Below are 14,320 nucleotides of genomic sequence, written 5' to 3' on the forward strand. Positions count from 1 at the left end.
CGGTTATGGCGTTGGGCAGGCGGACAGGTTTTCTTCGCTCATGCCAGGCGCCTTGCTCGCGCGAAGGGAGGGACTTATCGATAGTGAGGCTATCGATCACTCTACGGCGATGGAGGTAAACTTGTGGCTCTACCCAAAACGATTACCTTCCGGCCATTATGAGCAAGCACCTAGGTTCAGTCCTGACGACGGTGAACGCGCCGCACAGTGATCAACTGGACGACGCGGCGCTTGCGCATTGCCTTTCTGATAGCGACCTGGCCAAGCAGGTCATATCAGCGCCTTTTTCGGCGAGGTCCCATTGGCTCAGCAAGTCGAGTTCGCAATCGCGCACCACATAGCCGTCCACGACCTGAAGGCTTTTGCCACCCAATTCTCTGCCTGGTCCGGCGAGAGCTATCCGCTCGCCACGTAATGGGTGGACCTGATAATCGGCGCGCCTCCGAATGGCGGCGGCTTTTTCGCATTGCTACCGACCTAATCGACCAGCTTCGCCAGAATGCCGAGGGCTGCGACTTCGAATGGTCGTTTGGCGGCGGAACGGCGATGATGATCCAGATCGGCCATCGCGAAAGCCATGACAATTGATATTTTCTTCGATGACCCTCAATTGCTTGGTTTCATCGACCCCTCCAGAAGCCACCTGCACTTTGAAACGATGCCATCTGATTATCTGGGGGACGGGCTTCGGTTTCAGAAGTTCGCTTTCGAAGGCATAGGAGAAATCGACTTCATCGTTGCCGGAGCGCTGACGACGACGCCGTTCGAGACCCGTGTGGTGGAAGGCAGGACGGTGCGTCTTGAAGCCATTCCGGAAATTATCGCCAAGAAGGTCTATTACCGCGGATCGGAAGCCAACCCGCGCGACATCTTCGACATCGCCGCTGCGGCCCGGTCGCAATTGGGCGAGGTCGTCAACGCCCTACGCGCGCTCCCTGAACATGTCGCTCGCACCAGAACCCGGTTGGAGAAGCTCAACCCAGAATTCGTCAGCCGCGCTATTGCGCAACTGATGATCATGCCTGACTACGAGGCGTCGGCCGCCGATAGTCTGATCGCAGCGATCGCCGTACTCGACGAGGTGTTGTCATCACCTCAAAGAACCTGACCGCCTCACCGTAGCGATCAATCGAGGGAGGGCGGTTTTTCAGAGCCCGGACGCCTTGGTGAGGTTGACCCGGAAACGGTCGCGACGCCGCTGGTACTTGCGGGTCATCTCAGCGCTGGCGTGGCCAAGCTGCTTCTGCACATAGCGCTCGTCGACCTCGGCTGAGGACGCGAGGCCAGCGCGCAACGAATGGCCAGAAAACTTTTGGCCGCGTTCGCCCTCGGAAAGATCCCCGCGCACGCCGGCGGCCAAGGCTGCCCGTTTGACCAGCCGCGCAACCTCCTGATCGTTCAGCCGCTCGGCTCCCACCGCTTTGCCCTGACCGGTGACGCGGCGAAAAAGGGGGCCGTGCGCAATGCGGGCCAGCTTCAGCCAGGTCTGCAGGGCGACGACCGGGCACGTGGCGTCGGACGAGCCGCGACCAACTTCGACCTCGCGCCAGCCGGTCTTGCCCCGCAACGTAACCAGCACGCCCTTGTCCGGGAAAAATTCAATCCAGCCGCGACCGTCCTCGGTTTGATCGCGCGCAACATCGAGGCCGACGATTTCGGAGCGGCGCAAGCCGCCGGCGAAGCCCAAAAGCAGCATGGCACGGTCGCGCAGACCGCGCAGCGTGCCACGGTCGAGCGTTTCCAGCATGGCGACAAGATCGTCGCGCAGGATGGCTTCCTTTTGACGGGGAGGGGAAGCGTGTTTGTTGCGGATGCCGGCGAGCACGGTGGCGATATGCCGGTCCTTCCGGTCGAGCGGTTGACCGCGTTGCGCATAGCTCCAGGTCAGCGACGACAGGCGGCGCTCGATGGTCGACACCGACTTTTTGTCCCGTGCCGATCCAGAGGCCTGGGCGGTGATGTAGAGGCCGACGATTTGTGGGTCTGGCGGCAGCGGATCAAACGACTGGCGCCGGCACCAGGCGCAAAAATGCTTCCAGTCGGCGGCATAGGCGCGACGGGTGTTTGCCGAACTTGCCGCCTCGACATAATCACGCGCCCGGTCAGCAAGCTTTTCAAGATGCGCAGGCAGTGAGGCTTGTCGCGACCCCAGGACCTGCGGGGGAGGGGAGGGGGCCTCATCCTGGCGCCCCATTTCCATGACGACGTCGACAAATGTCAGGCAGGTCGTCGGCGTCGATCGCGTCGAGCGGCGTCATGAAATTACGGGCACTGCCCATCGGGGGGTCTCGTTCATTGGACTATCGCAGTGGTGCGATTCTGATAGCACAACGTGCGACCAAAGCGCCGAATTGTCCACCGCGAGACGCTTGGGGAATAGCCCCGAGATTTGCATCCGCTCGCGTAGGACGACCGGCTGGGTCCGGCTATCGCATCACTGGGCGACGTGCCATGTCCGATCCCAGAGATGACACTCTCAGGGCCCTCTTTTCGTTCAACAGCGGAGATTCTGGGATGAGCAATCGTGGCGCGACGGCAGCCGAAAACGACAAGCGGATCGCCCACACCCGCAACCGACTGGTGCTTGAGCAGGCGAGGGCGGACGGCCTTCTTGGCGCGGCCAAGACCACACGCCTTTCCGGTAGGGTGCCGGTGGAATTGATCGAGGCGGCAAAGAAGGGCGCCCATGTGACTTCCGACACCGAACTGCTTGAGCTCGCCTCGTCGCGGCTGGCCCTCAAGGACGATTTTGGCGCCCGGCTCGTGAGCCGCAAGGGCAGCGTCCCCGCGGACATCGATCTTGGCATTTGATCTCATGACCGCACTGCGTTGCCTAAAACCACAGCGGCGTATCGCGGGCTGGAGCGGCGACCAGATTCCGTCCTGTTCCTGGGCAGGGAGGGCCAGTCACGTTATTGGTCGGCGCCGGATCAGGGCCTTTCCTGCCATCGCGAGAAGATCTCAACGATGACGGGCAATTCATCGTCGGCTTCGTCCGCCCATAAATGATTCCGCTCGCTGATTCACGATTCGCAAGAGCATTCGGCTTGGTTGGCTCTTGTCACGAACTCAGCACGGTTGCGACACCATTGAAGCCCATAGCACCAAGTGCTATCTTTCGTCATGCCCGATCGCATATTCAAGACAGCATGGTTCGCCAAGGCGGCGCGCAAGGCACGGCTTTCGGATGCAGCGCTTACGCGGGCAGCCAGGGAGGCCGCGCAGGGCAAGGCGGACGATCTCGGCGGAGGCGTTTTCAAGAAACGGCTCGGTGACAATCGCTTTCGATCGATCCTGCTTGCCAGGAGCGGCGAGTTTTGGGTTTACGTCTATCTGTTCGCCAAACAGGACAGGGCGAACATCGATGATGACGAATTGCGTGCGTTTCGCGAGCTTGCGGCGCTCTACCGGCGCAAATCCACCGCGGATCTGGCCGCGGAATTGAATGCTGGAGCTTTGATGGAGATTGGCGATGGCGATTAGACGAAAATTTAAGAGCGACGCCTTCGAGGCGATCCACAGCGCGGTGGAAGGCATGGTGCGCGCCGGCACGGTCGACAAGCAGACCCTGCGCTCCTTCGACGAAGCCTGCCTGTCCCGGCCGACGATATTCGACGCAAAGAAGATCAAGGCGCTGCGCGAGCGCAATCACGTCAGCCAGCCGGTGTTCGCGCGCTATCTCAACACGTCGGAATCGACGGTGCAGAAGTGGGAGACGGGTGCCAAGCGGCCGAGCGGGCTGGCGCTGAAGCTTCTGTCGGTGGTCGAAAAGCACGGTTTGCAGGTGCTGCAATAGGCTTTTTTAAAACGAACGATAATGCAACCTTATCGTTCGTTGTCCTGCTCCGACAGGCTGTGCGTTTTGGCGCGAAAATCATGGCGGAAAGCGCACGGGCGCTTTACCCTCCAAAACCATGATTCGCCTCGATCCCGCGTCCGCCAGCCCCGCCGCGCCGCCGACCGTGCCGGCTTGGGCGCTCGCGCCCGGCCGTAACGCTTGCGACGCCGACGCGGCTTTCCGGGCCGGCGCCGCCTTGGCGTCGCTCGACACGCTTGCCCGCGCGCAAGCCAGCTGGGCCGGCGCCTGGCGCCAGCGGCTGGCGCTTCGCTGTGCCGCCGCCAGCATGCGGCTCGTCGGCCGCTCCGAGGACGCGGCCGCCCTGCGCGATGCCTGGCACTTGCGCCCGCCCGGCACCGACCCCGGTCCAGCCGGCGCTATTTTTGGCGCCTGGCGGCAGCTGGCGCTGCAGCCGCCTGTCGCCACCGCCGATCGTTTGGCCAAGATCGTCGAGCTGCTCGGACTCCGTTGGGACGGTGCCGCGCTCGCAGCGCTTTGCGTGGAGGTCAATACCCTAGCGGAGTCGCAGCGGCTGGCGCCATTCGCCGCCGCGGCGATCGCCGCTCATGTCGTCGCTATGAGGCCGGATGCCGAGCTCTTTGCCTGGTGGCTGGCCGACGTGGTGCTGGCGCAAAGCCTGCGCTGGCCGCGGCCGCTACCGCTGCTGATCGCCCAGGCCTTTGGTCCGGCTTTTCGCCGCGAGGCCGGCGGCAAGCGCATTCGACCCGGCGAAAAAATTTTTGAGCGCGCGGTCTGCGTCGCGCTGGTCCAAGCGGCGGCGGAGGCCTGCCGGCTGGCCGCCGATTTGTCACGTTGTGCCGAAAGGCTCATCGCTATCGCACCACAATTGCGCGCCAAGGGGGCCGGCGACGTGATCTTTTCGCTGCTCAACGAAGACGCCGTTTCGGGCTCGCTGACGACGAAAAATCTGTCGCGCTTTGCGGCGCGGCGCCTGTTCGAGCGGCTGCAACAACTCGATGCCGTGCGCGAGCTTTCCGGCCGCACTACTTTTCGGCTGTTCGGACTCTAGCGATGAGCGAAGCGTCTGCCCGCCGCAAGCCGAACGAACAGCCTGTGCTGCTCGACACAGAACTGGACCACCTGCCGCCGGAGCTGCGCTGGCGCGAATGGATGGTCCGCGTCGAAGCGGTGATCTTTGCCGCCAGCGAACCGGTGACACGTAGTGTCCTCGCGCGGGTGGTGGGAAGAAACTGCAATCTCGAGCTGATCATCGACGACATCCGCGCCGAGCTTGCCGGCCGCCCCTATGAGCTGGTCGCGGTCGCCGGCGGCTGGCAACACAGGACCAAAAAAGCCTTTGCCGACGTCATCCGTTCCGCATTCGGCACGCCCGCGGGGCAGGGGTCGAAAGAATTGTCACAATCCGAAGCGCTGGTTTTGATGTGCATTGCCTACTTCCAGCCGATCACCCGTGGCGAGCTCTCCAGCTTCTTCGGCAAGGAGGTGTCGCGGGATCTGATCGGGGTGCTGCGCGCGCAGGAGCTCATCGCCTCGGGGCCGCGCAGCCCGCAGCCCGGGGCGCCCTACACCTATGTGACGACCAAAAATTTTCTGTCGCAGTTCGGGCTCGACACGTTGCGCCAGCTGCCGGATTTCGAGGCGCTCGAGGACGCAGGGCTGCTGTCGAAGGAGAAGCTGCTGGCCGGGGATATACCGATCGGTCTTGGCCGGGGGGAGGGCGACGGCGAAGAGGGCGAGCCAACGACAGGCGTCGTTGAGGATGAGGCGCTCTGAACTGATCGAAAAACAGGTTGCTTACGACAGCTAGCAACTCAGGGAAGATGACTGGTCGTGCGGCAGCCGGTCATCGGGATCGTGAACCGCGACATGGTCGCCGTCGACAAGATTGGCCGGAAAGATCACCAGATTGGTGCCGCCGGCGTGACGCAGCGACGGGAACAGGATGCCGCGAAGCCCGGCCGTGATGATCGGGTCCGCGAGCTTCCACGATGGCGGGATTTTTTTGTCGATGCGAGCGATCTGGCGCCAGGCACAATCCCATTCCTGCCAAGCGCTGTCCCAGATCTCCGGGTCGAATCCCTGCGAAAGGTCGGCCACCTCAGCGAGCGTGATCTTGTAGGCGGCAAGCGTTGCCGGCGGGACGATGCTGGCGCCCTGCTTATATTCGTCAAGAGCCGTCTGGGTCGAACGGGACAGATAGAGTGCTTCGACGCCTGGCCGGTTGAAACGACCGCCGTCGATCGCCGCGCCTGCACCGCTGGTGGGCAGGAAGGCCCATTTGGGTGTCAGATAGCGATGGAAGATCTCGTCCGGCCCGACGCGGGTGACCTTCACCCGCGCGCCCCGTTCTCGAGATCCCGGATGAAGGCCAGGACTGCTTCGACCTGGCCGTCCGCGACGAGTTCGGCCGCCGTGCGATGGCCATAGTCGGCGATCGGCTCATTGCGATACCAGTAGATTGCCTTGTCGACGTCGCCGGTGAGCTCCGTCGCGGCCGAGATCACCTTCACCATCTCGCGCATCCGGCCCTGCAGGCGCTCAGATGAGGGATTGCGCAGCGTGTTGCGATGGACGCCGGTCAATTGCGCCAGATTGGCCACCTTCACGCCAAGCGCCTGCGACAGGCGTTTCGGCGAGATATAAGGCGTGCGCGGCTCCTGAAGGCTATCGACAAAGCCTGAGACCGCGGTGGAATGTGCGAGCTGTGCGTGCGTCATGACAAATCTCCGACCTCACATATGCACAATATATGCACATTCCAACGCATAGCAAGTGAACAGTGGCCTGGCGCCTTCCAGCGACCTGTTTGTCCTTCCTCATCCTCGCAGCGGTTGCCGGCTGGCGGCAGCAATGCGCCCCATTTCAGTCGTTCAGGCAGTCTTGGCAATCTTTTCAAAGCTGCCGGTCCGTTCAGGTCGATGAACTGTCCATGACAGGGTAGGAAGCGGCTATCCCACTATCCGGAAAGAGCACGGAAATTTGACGTCGGGCGAATGACGTCGTCGGCGAAACCATCCAAAAATGTCTTCAGATCGATGCCGGTTTGAGCGTTGTCGACGCGGCGCGCCGATGCGATACTCAGGCAAAGGGATCGATTCAGGGGCGGACGTGACGAAGCCAGCAACGCGCATCGTCGAACTCGAGGACAACGAACTCGAAGAGTTCGTCGAGATATACGCCGAACGGAAATCGAAAGACTACGTCGAAGTCGAGCGCGTTGGTGCGGCCAATGACAAGGGCCGGGACGTGATAGGATTTCTCTCGCGCGCCCGCCATGAGGGCGAGTGGGACCTTTACCAGTGCAAGCGGAAGACACGCGGCTCGAAGCTTCGGATCGGCGAGGCTATGACGGAGCTGGGCAAGGTCTTCCACCATCATGCGGCCGGCGCCTATGCGACGCTGCCGCGACGGTACATCTTCGTTTCGCCGCGAGGCATCGACGGCTCGTTGACTACGCTGCTGCAGAACCCGTCCCGAATAGGGAAGGCGCTGCTGGAGGCTTGGGACAAGCATTGCCGGACGAGGATAACCGCCAGAAATCCCGTCGAACTCACGTCCGAAATCCGGGCCTCGATCGAGGGCTACGACTTCACGGCGGTCGAGTGCCTGACGGCGCCGAAACTGGTCAAGGATCCCGCCGCGCTTCCGGCTCTTGTCCAGGTGCTGGGCCTGCCGCCTGGCGAAGCGCCCGAAGGCGAAACGCCCGATGAAGTCAGCGACACAGAGCTGACGTATCTGACGCAGCTTCAGGAAGTCTATGCGGGATCGGCCGGATCGGACTTCGCGACGCTGGAGGACGTCTTTACGGACCCTAAATTCGGGGAGCACCTTAGGATCCAGAGACAGCGCTACTATCAGGCGTGCGCGTTCCGCGACTTCCACCGCGACAATACGGCGGCCAGATCGGTCGACGTATTCAAGAACGACATCTACCATTTACTGATCGACGTCTATAACGAGGCGCACCCATCGCCTTTGGCGAGGATCGACGCGGTGATGAAACACACGGGGGCGGCGCCTGCAGGAATTCTGGGTACCTTGGCCCGGCCTCCCGTGAAGCAGGGTACGTGCCATCACCTCGTTTCGGACGGAAGGATCAGGTGGAACCCATGAGCGCGAGCATTTCAGACCTGTATCATACGCCGCTCGAGGCGGGGATTCGTGCCGTGGTCGTGCTCGAGCATCTGCGGCCGATGACCGCCGACCTCAGCGAGGTCGTCCTTTACGATCACGTCGTCGTCCACGCCTCCGACGTCGGCGGACCGATGTCGCTTCACGCCGCGGTCAGCAGCCGGAAGGGCGAGCTGCTCGTCCGGCGCGGCATTGTGGAGGCAGGGCTCGACCTTATGCGCAAATGCCATCTCTTGGAGAAGGTCGCCGACGATGAGGGATTCGCGTGGCGAGCCTCCGAGGAAGCCGCTTCGTATGTCGAGTTGCTGGAATCCCCCTACTCTGAAGACCTGAAGATCTGCGCCAGCTGGGTGGCCGGACAGGTGCGCGAACTGTCAAAGGCCGGATTCAGGTCCATGGTCGTCGGTAACATCGGGGAATGGACCGATAGTTTCGGGCATGGCACCTCCCAGGCTGGCGTCTGACATGTCACCGCCCCGGTTCATCTTGCGGCGCCTCGCCTTCACCGGGCCGGATAGACTGGCCGTCTACCTCGACTTCGCGCCGGGACTAACGGTGGTCTGGGGCGGCTCGCAGGCTGGCAAATCCTTCGCCGTCAAGGCGCTCGACTACATGTTCGGAGGAGGGTCCGCCCTGCCGGGCCTGACCGAGGCCGTCGGATACGACAGATGCTGGTTAGAAATTGATGTGCCAAAAAGCGGGCGGATCACTCTCGCCCGTTCGCTGTCGAAAGGCGGGTACGACCTTTTCGAGGGTGAGTTCGAGCAGGCGCTCGGCCGGAAAAGTGACCGCACGCTGGCCGAAAACCACACGACCAATAAGGAGAGCCTCTCGACTTTCCTGCTTGGAGAACTCGGCGTCGGCGACACGGAAATTGCCAGGACTCAGACCGGCGACAAGGCGACGTTCACGATCCGGCATTTCGCCAGCTACCTGTTCACGGAAGAGACCCCGATGATCGCGGAGGAAAGCCCAATCGTCGTCGACCGCCAGAGTAGCGACACCTTCAACAAGAACGTCCTGAAGTTCATCCTCACAGGCGTCGACGACAAGTCGATGGTGAAAGTGCCGGATACCAAGCAGCAGAGACAGACGAACGCTGGTCGTATTGAAATCGTTGAGGAGATGCTGAACACGGCGGTCGCAGAACTCGCCGCCATGTATCCCGACGTCGAAGACTTGACGATCTTGAAACTCGACGAACAGGCCGAGCGGCTAGATGCGACGTTGAAAACCTTCAGATCGAACCTGGCTGCAGGACATTCCGCTCTCGACGCGCTCTCCATGGAACGTCGACGACTGGTGTCCGAGCGCGATGAACTGACGGAGAGGGCGGACGAGGCGGTCCTGACCATTGAACGGTTCGAACTGCTCGCAACAAGCTTTGCCAGCGATATCCGCAGGCTTATGATGCTGGAGGAGGGGGCCGCGGCCCTTATGGCCGGAGCGAAGCGTCCTTGCGTCCTGTGTGGTGCTGATCCCGAGCATCAGCATGTCGAACACGGCTTCGAGGCTGTCGAAACTTCCCAGAAGGCCGTTTCGGCAGAATTGCGCAAAGTCCGAGCCGAAAGCGCCGGGCTGACGAAGGCGATCACTTCACTTCAGGCCGAAGCGATCGGAATGCGGAGGCGGATCGCCTCCCTTTCCGGCGACATCGAAGTGAAAGATGAGCAGATCGAGACCGCACGGGAAGCCGCCGTCAAGACACGCGACCAGTACGAGGCGATCGATGTGGCCCGAAAGAAGCTCCATGACGCAACGTCCGTTGAGAGGCGCATCAGCGGACTTCGGGTCCGCCAGGCCGAGCTGTTGAAGTTCAAGACGAAAGGGGTCGCCAAGGGAAGCGTCGCGGTCGGTGTCGGGACGGTCGTTGGAGATGAACTCGCAGCTGCGGTGGAGGACATCTTCAGGAAGTGGAAGTATCCGGGGGATCCGCGTATCACTTTCCACGAGCAGACGCATGATATCCTCCTAAATGGAAAGCAGCGTAACGCCAACGGCAAGGGTGTAAGGGCGCTGCTCAACGCAGCGTTCAAGATTGGGGTCATGGATGTCTGCCGGAAACGCGAGTTGCCGCATCCGGGTATTGTCGTCCTCGACAGCCCGCTTCTCAGCTACCGCGACCCGCTGAAGTCAAAGCACAAGGAACTCAGCGCTGACGAAGCTACCGTAGCCGCGGCAGGTCTAAACGTGCACTTCTACAACTATCTGATAGAACGCTGCGACGAGGCGCAGTTCATAATCATCGAAAACCAGGATCCGCCGTTCCCACTTCCGGACGGGGTGCTTGAGCATGTGTTCGCAGGCGAGCACGGCAACGCGGGCAAACGCGGACTGTTTTGAGCGTTCCGGGTCGCCAGATCCCTGGAGCAGGCCTCCACGGGTCTGCAAGCATTGCGGGCAATAATGGCAGAGAAGGCAAACCACCACTTCATCCCTCAGTTCTATCTGCGGAATTTCAGCGTCGGCTGTGACAAGCGGAAAGCCAAGGTCTTCTGCTACGATCAGTCGACGAGAAAATCGTTCGAGACCCTGGTCCGGAACGTCGGCAGGCGCCACTTCTTCCGGATCGATGTCGAGGGCTATGACCCTAACCACGTCGAGGACGGGATGGCCGAGATCGAGGGTGAAATCTCAGCGCATCTCGCCGAGGTGATAGAGGCGAGCAGCTTCCCATCGGAGGCGCATTTTTCTTCTATTATGCTTCTGATGGGGAACGTGGCCGTGCGTAATCCACGTTTCAGGTCAATGACCGAGGATTTTCATCTGAAAGTCGTCAACGGCATTATGAAAATGATGCTGCAGGATAAGGATCGCTTCGACGATTCGGTGAAGCAGGCGCGAGCGAATGGCGCCCCAATCCGCGATGACATCAACTACGAGGATATGAAGGACTTCATCGATCGAGGCGAACATAAGGTTGCGATCGATCAGACTTACCTGATTGGATTGGAGCTCGAAGCGGTCCCGACGGCTGTTGAGCAACTGGCTCGCAGGAGCTGGTCCTTCGTCTCGGCCGCGCCTGGCTGCACCTATGCGACATCCGACGATCCGGTAATCCTAGATTGGGTTGACGGAAAGCCGAGACCTTACCCGCCGGGGTTCGGCCTCCAAAATACGATCGTTATGTTCACGATCTCGTCCGAGCTCGCTTTGGTCGGGCTTTTCGTCAAACAGCCCCCCCAGCGATCATCGCCGCGACCAGGTCGCCGCACTGAATACGAGCATTGCTCAATATGCGACCAAGCAGCTCTATGCTCGCGACGGGTCGTTCGAGGTTCACACCAGGACAGAGCTTTATGTCCCAGGCCGGGACCTCGGCGCGGCGTTGGAACGACAGGCGAGGGGTGGAGGGTGATGAATCGGTAGACAGGCCAGCTGCCTTTTTCAAATCAAGGACGTGTTTGTTCCCAATCTACGATGATTGACGGCGGCTTCCCATCCATTGCCATTAATCCCCAAGTTCCACCGTCTACTGACAGAAGACGTGTTTTCGGACTCCGTTTACAACCGCGAATCTTCTATATTCACGGCAAGACTCGCATGAGTCGCAACCTGCCAGGGAGGAGACGATGGCAACAACAGGGACGAGAACCCCACCATGGAAGCATCCGCTCGCAATGTAATAGAGTACACGTTTCCTGAGGAATACACTGGCCACGCAACCTACCGCGAGGCTCCTTATCATCTGCGGGACCAGTTCATAGAACACGTCAAGCAGTCCTATCAGCCTGAAACTTTCCCCGGACTCTACTGGGGTCGCGTGAACAAGAATGAGCCGTTCGAAATCATCCACACGTTCGCTGTGGATCGAAAGAAACGACCCGAGGGCGACTACATTCCCTGTCCGATGTGCCAGCGGCGGGAGAAATTTCTCGAAGGCTCCTTCGTCTTTATCTTCAACCGCCAGTGCATCGCGGTGATCGGCCACGACTGCGCCTCAGCGGAGGTCAAGCATGCCGCGTTCTCAAAAAAGAAGCAGGACGACGAGCGGAGGCATCAGGAAGACTTCCTGATGGCGCGGCTGACGCACGTTCCCAGCATGCTGCGGGAGCTAGAAGCCCTGAAGCCGATCGCAACCGAGATCGAAGGCATCTTCCATGACTTCCGGAAGGACGCGCCGACGATCCACAGAGCCCTGCGGCAGGTCCGCAAGGCCGGCGGCGAATACGTCCTGACGGAAATGGTCGACAACGAGGCTGCCGAGTTCGATCCCCGGCTCCCGAAGAAGCTCGCGCGGAACAGCTACTTCGGAAGCATGCGCGGTGACACGCTGGTTGGCGCAAGCTGCAAGTTCCTGACCGAAGCCAGGCGCTACGAACAGTGGCTTCTTTCCTTCGACGGCTGCGACGACGAAGAAAAGGCCATGGAGGCGACTATTGGCTTGTTGCAGCGCAAGGAGGCCGCCAAGGCGGTCAGGTACATCGGCGAAGCCGGGAGGCGGATGGAAAAGCTGAGATGGGCTATGTCGGCCGCCTGCTTTTTCTTTGCTGACACCCATATCGAAGACATGAAGGAATGGGCGCGGGATCGGCTCCAGCCCCATCCGTTCACTGTGGACCGCCACGTCCGGAACGACGGAATCTCGCTCGCTTTCTCGCGCGTCACCGGAAAAGATGAAGAACGCGAGTATGCGCGTCTCTTCCTGAGCAATGCACTCGCCGAATGGGCGGATGCCAATCGCGTCGCACCCAACCTCGAAAACTGAAACGCTCTGACAAGGGGGCAGCGGAACGCTGGCGGCACTTGCATTTGGGAGCCCGGCGCAGATAACTTGCCGACCGCTATCGGGCGCCCCAATGACCGACATCTTCATCAGCCACGCAGTGGCCGACGCTGCGCTTGCCAATAAGTTCGTTGCCTTCCTGAAAGAGGCTATCGGCGTGCCCGCCAAATCGATCTTCTGCTCCAGCGTCGACGGCCAAAACATCCCATTTGGAGATGACTTCAACGTTTACATGAAGAAGCAGATACAGAGCCCGAAGCTCGTCATCCTAATGATGACACCCTGTTACATGGAGAGTTGGTTCTGCCTGATGGAACTTGGCGCCACCTGGGCGAAATCGTTGAAAGCGCTCCCCATCGTAGTGCCGCCGATCAAGTTCAGCGCTGTCTCTGGTACGCTAGGGCTGAAGCAGGGGTGGAGCATCGACAACGATGCAAAGCTCGTCGATCTACGCCAAATGATTCAGGGGACTGGAACCGCACTTGAACCGCGGACTGAGCATGACTGGGACAAGAAGCGGGCGGCGTGGAAGGTCGACCTGAAGAAATTATTGAAGAACCTAGCTCCCGCAACCAACGTGTCCGCCTCCGAGCATAAGGCCCTACAAGACGAGCTTGCGGAGCTGAAACAGGAGCTGGCAGGCCTCCAAGATGTGTATGACGAGGCGAGCGAAACCATCGAAGAGCTCAAGGCCGCGAAGGACCCTGTTGCAGTCAAGGCCATCATGTCCAAGAAAACCAGCGTCGATGCCGAGGCCCGGTTCAAGGAAATCCTGAAAACGATCGTCGACCTTCGACCACGAGTCAGCATTTACTTTTACCGCAATCTCATCATGGACCTCTATGGGAAGGCCGTCCCCATTGTCTGGTACGATAGCGACCAGAAATGGAATGCCGAAATGGCGATCCAATACAACATCATGGACCCCGATCCGCCGCATGCGTATTTATGGCGAGGCAAGAAGCTGAAAAAGGTGCAGGCGGCCGTTAGGGCGCTCGACGAATTCCTCGAAAGCGAGGAGGCGGCAGACTTTGTAAAGGAGCGCGAGAGCTCCGGCAACACGATGGACACGGACGACCTGGAGTTCTGGGAAGACAACCTGAACTAATTTCGGCGCGACCGATATGATAAAGCCCCCGTCGCGCTAGGCGTCATACTCCGCGTCTCATCGGTGAGCCGCCGGCAAAATAGGGTGCCCTAGTAGTCATGCCTGAAGCTTAAAAAGAGGGGCAGCAATCCCGTATGCGAAGGCCCAAAAGCTGCAAGTCCGGAATCGGCCCTCTCGTCGAGTAGCAGCCGAACGGCAACGCGCCCAATGTCGGCCGTTGAGGCCAGCTTTGCCACTTCCCGTAAGCAGACATTGCCGGCATCCGTAACCCGTTCACAGGAACGGACATCGGATACCTTGTAAGGCAGCACTGGCGATCAACGCACTAGAAGGCAACGATATGCGCTAACTATGTGGTTCGAACCCCACTCTCTCAGCGCTTATCACGCTGCGAATAATTGGATCGATGGCATGTCCAATAGACAACGGAAACGTAGGGACCTGCGATGGCCAAGTGAGGCACGTCGATCAGATCGACCCACGCCGCCAATAATTGCCCAGAAGCCAGAGCCGATCGAGCCCCCGAGCGGCTACG

General features: G+C 60.5%; 15 protein-coding genes and 1 pseudogene. 13 read left to right on the plus strand and 3 right to left on the minus strand.

Annotation, left to right across the window (positions count from 1 at the left end):
* Positions 1–414: 414 nt before the first annotated feature.
* A complete protein-coding gene (locus JG739_RS33745) occupies positions 415–588 on the plus strand; it encodes a hypothetical protein (protein WP_199202877.1) in 174 nt (57 codons plus the stop codon).
* Positions 578–1,108 carry a nucleotidyl transferase AbiEii/AbiGii toxin family protein gene (locus tag JG739_RS33750; protein WP_199202878.1) on the plus strand — a complete coding sequence of 177 codons (531 nt, stop codon included), beginning with the start codon at positions 578–580 and terminating at the stop codon, positions 1,106–1,108. The genes JG739_RS33745 and JG739_RS33750 overlap by 11 nt, the downstream gene beginning before the upstream one ends.
* A gap of 39 nt (positions 1,109–1,147) precedes the next feature.
* On the opposite strand, the pseudogene JG739_RS33755 reads toward JG739_RS33750, so the two are convergent.
* Positions 1,148–2,279: pseudogene (locus JG739_RS33755) on the minus strand (site-specific integrase).
* A gap of 235 nt (positions 2,280–2,514) precedes the next feature.
* Between JG739_RS33755 and JG739_RS33760 the strand changes: the two are divergent.
* The 5 genes from JG739_RS33760 to scpB all read left to right on the plus strand — a co-directional run bounded on the left by JG739_RS33760 (position 2,515) and on the right by scpB (position 5,593).
* Positions 2,515–2,811, plus strand: a complete 297-nt coding sequence (locus JG739_RS33760; protein ID WP_199202879.1) for a hypothetical protein — start codon at positions 2,515–2,517, stop codon at positions 2,809–2,811.
* A gap of 312 nt (positions 2,812–3,123) precedes the next feature.
* The gene (locus JG739_RS33765) at positions 3,124–3,483 is read left to right on the plus strand and encodes a type II toxin-antitoxin system RelE/ParE family toxin (protein WP_038654666.1); all 360 of its coding nucleotides are present in this window, start codon (positions 3,124–3,126) and stop codon (positions 3,481–3,483) included.
* Positions 3,473–3,796, plus strand: coding sequence for a helix-turn-helix domain-containing protein (locus JG739_RS33770; protein ID WP_038654663.1), 324 nt, complete (start codon positions 3,473–3,475; stop codon positions 3,794–3,796). The genes JG739_RS33765 and JG739_RS33770 overlap by 11 nt, the downstream gene beginning before the upstream one ends.
* A gap of 118 nt (positions 3,797–3,914) precedes the next feature.
* Positions 3,915–4,868: a DUF1403 family protein gene (locus JG739_RS33775; protein ID WP_199202880.1), complete on the plus strand. Its 954-nt coding sequence runs from the start codon at positions 3,915–3,917 to the stop codon at positions 4,866–4,868.
* Between the two features lie 2 nt (positions 4,869–4,870).
* Complete coding sequence (gene scpB / locus JG739_RS33780; RefSeq protein ID WP_199202881.1) at positions 4,871–5,593, plus strand: SMC-Scp complex subunit ScpB; 723 nt, start codon at positions 4,871–4,873, stop codon at positions 5,591–5,593.
* Positions 5,594–5,623: 30 nt separating this feature from the next.
* Here the strand turns inward: scpB and JG739_RS33785 are convergent, their stop codons facing one another.
* Positions 5,624–6,154, minus strand: coding sequence for an RES family NAD+ phosphorylase (locus JG739_RS33785; RefSeq protein ID WP_199202882.1), 531 nt, complete (start codon positions 6,152–6,154; stop codon positions 5,624–5,626).
* Positions 6,151–6,537 carry a hypothetical protein gene (locus JG739_RS33790; RefSeq protein WP_199202883.1) on the minus strand — a complete coding sequence of 129 codons (387 nt, stop codon included), beginning with the start codon at positions 6,535–6,537 and terminating at the stop codon, positions 6,151–6,153. Before JG739_RS33790 ends, JG739_RS33785 begins: the two co-directional genes overlap by 4 nt.
* Positions 6,538–6,928: 391 nt before the next feature.
* On the opposite strand from JG739_RS33790, the gene JG739_RS33795 reads away from it, so the two are divergent.
* The 6 genes from JG739_RS33795 (at position 6,929) to JG739_RS33820 (ending at position 13,785) form a co-directional block, all read left to right on the plus strand.
* Complete coding sequence (locus JG739_RS33795; RefSeq protein WP_202367921.1) at positions 6,929–7,933, plus strand: ABC-three component system protein; 1,005 nt, start codon at positions 6,929–6,931, stop codon at positions 7,931–7,933.
* On the plus strand, positions 7,930–8,415 hold the full coding sequence (locus tag JG739_RS33800) for an ABC-three component system middle component 2 (protein ID WP_199202885.1): 486 nt from the start codon (positions 7,930–7,932) through the stop codon (positions 8,413–8,415). Before JG739_RS33795 ends, JG739_RS33800 begins: the two co-directional genes overlap by 4 nt.
* A 1-nt stretch (position 8,416) precedes the next feature.
* Positions 8,417–10,294, plus strand: coding sequence for a hypothetical protein (locus JG739_RS33805; protein WP_199202886.1), 1,878 nt, complete (start codon positions 8,417–8,419; stop codon positions 10,292–10,294).
* Between the two features lie 63 nt (positions 10,295–10,357).
* The gene (locus tag JG739_RS33810) at positions 10,358–11,320 is read left to right on the plus strand and encodes a DUF4238 domain-containing protein (RefSeq protein WP_199202887.1); all 963 of its coding nucleotides are present in this window, start codon (positions 10,358–10,360) and stop codon (positions 11,318–11,320) included.
* Between the two features lie 232 nt (positions 11,321–11,552).
* Positions 11,553–12,659, plus strand: a complete 1,107-nt coding sequence (locus tag JG739_RS33815) for a hypothetical protein (RefSeq protein WP_199202888.1) — start codon at positions 11,553–11,555, stop codon at positions 12,657–12,659.
* A gap of 91 nt (positions 12,660–12,750) precedes the next feature.
* Complete coding sequence (locus tag JG739_RS33820) at positions 12,751–13,785, plus strand: toll/interleukin-1 receptor domain-containing protein (protein ID WP_199202889.1); 1,035 nt, start codon at positions 12,751–12,753, stop codon at positions 13,783–13,785.
* Positions 13,786–14,320 lie beyond the last annotated feature (535 nt).

It is taken from the genome of Mesorhizobium sp. L-2-11, from assembly GCF_016756595.1.
Lineage (GTDB): Bacteria > Pseudomonadota > Alphaproteobacteria > Rhizobiales > Rhizobiaceae > Mesorhizobium.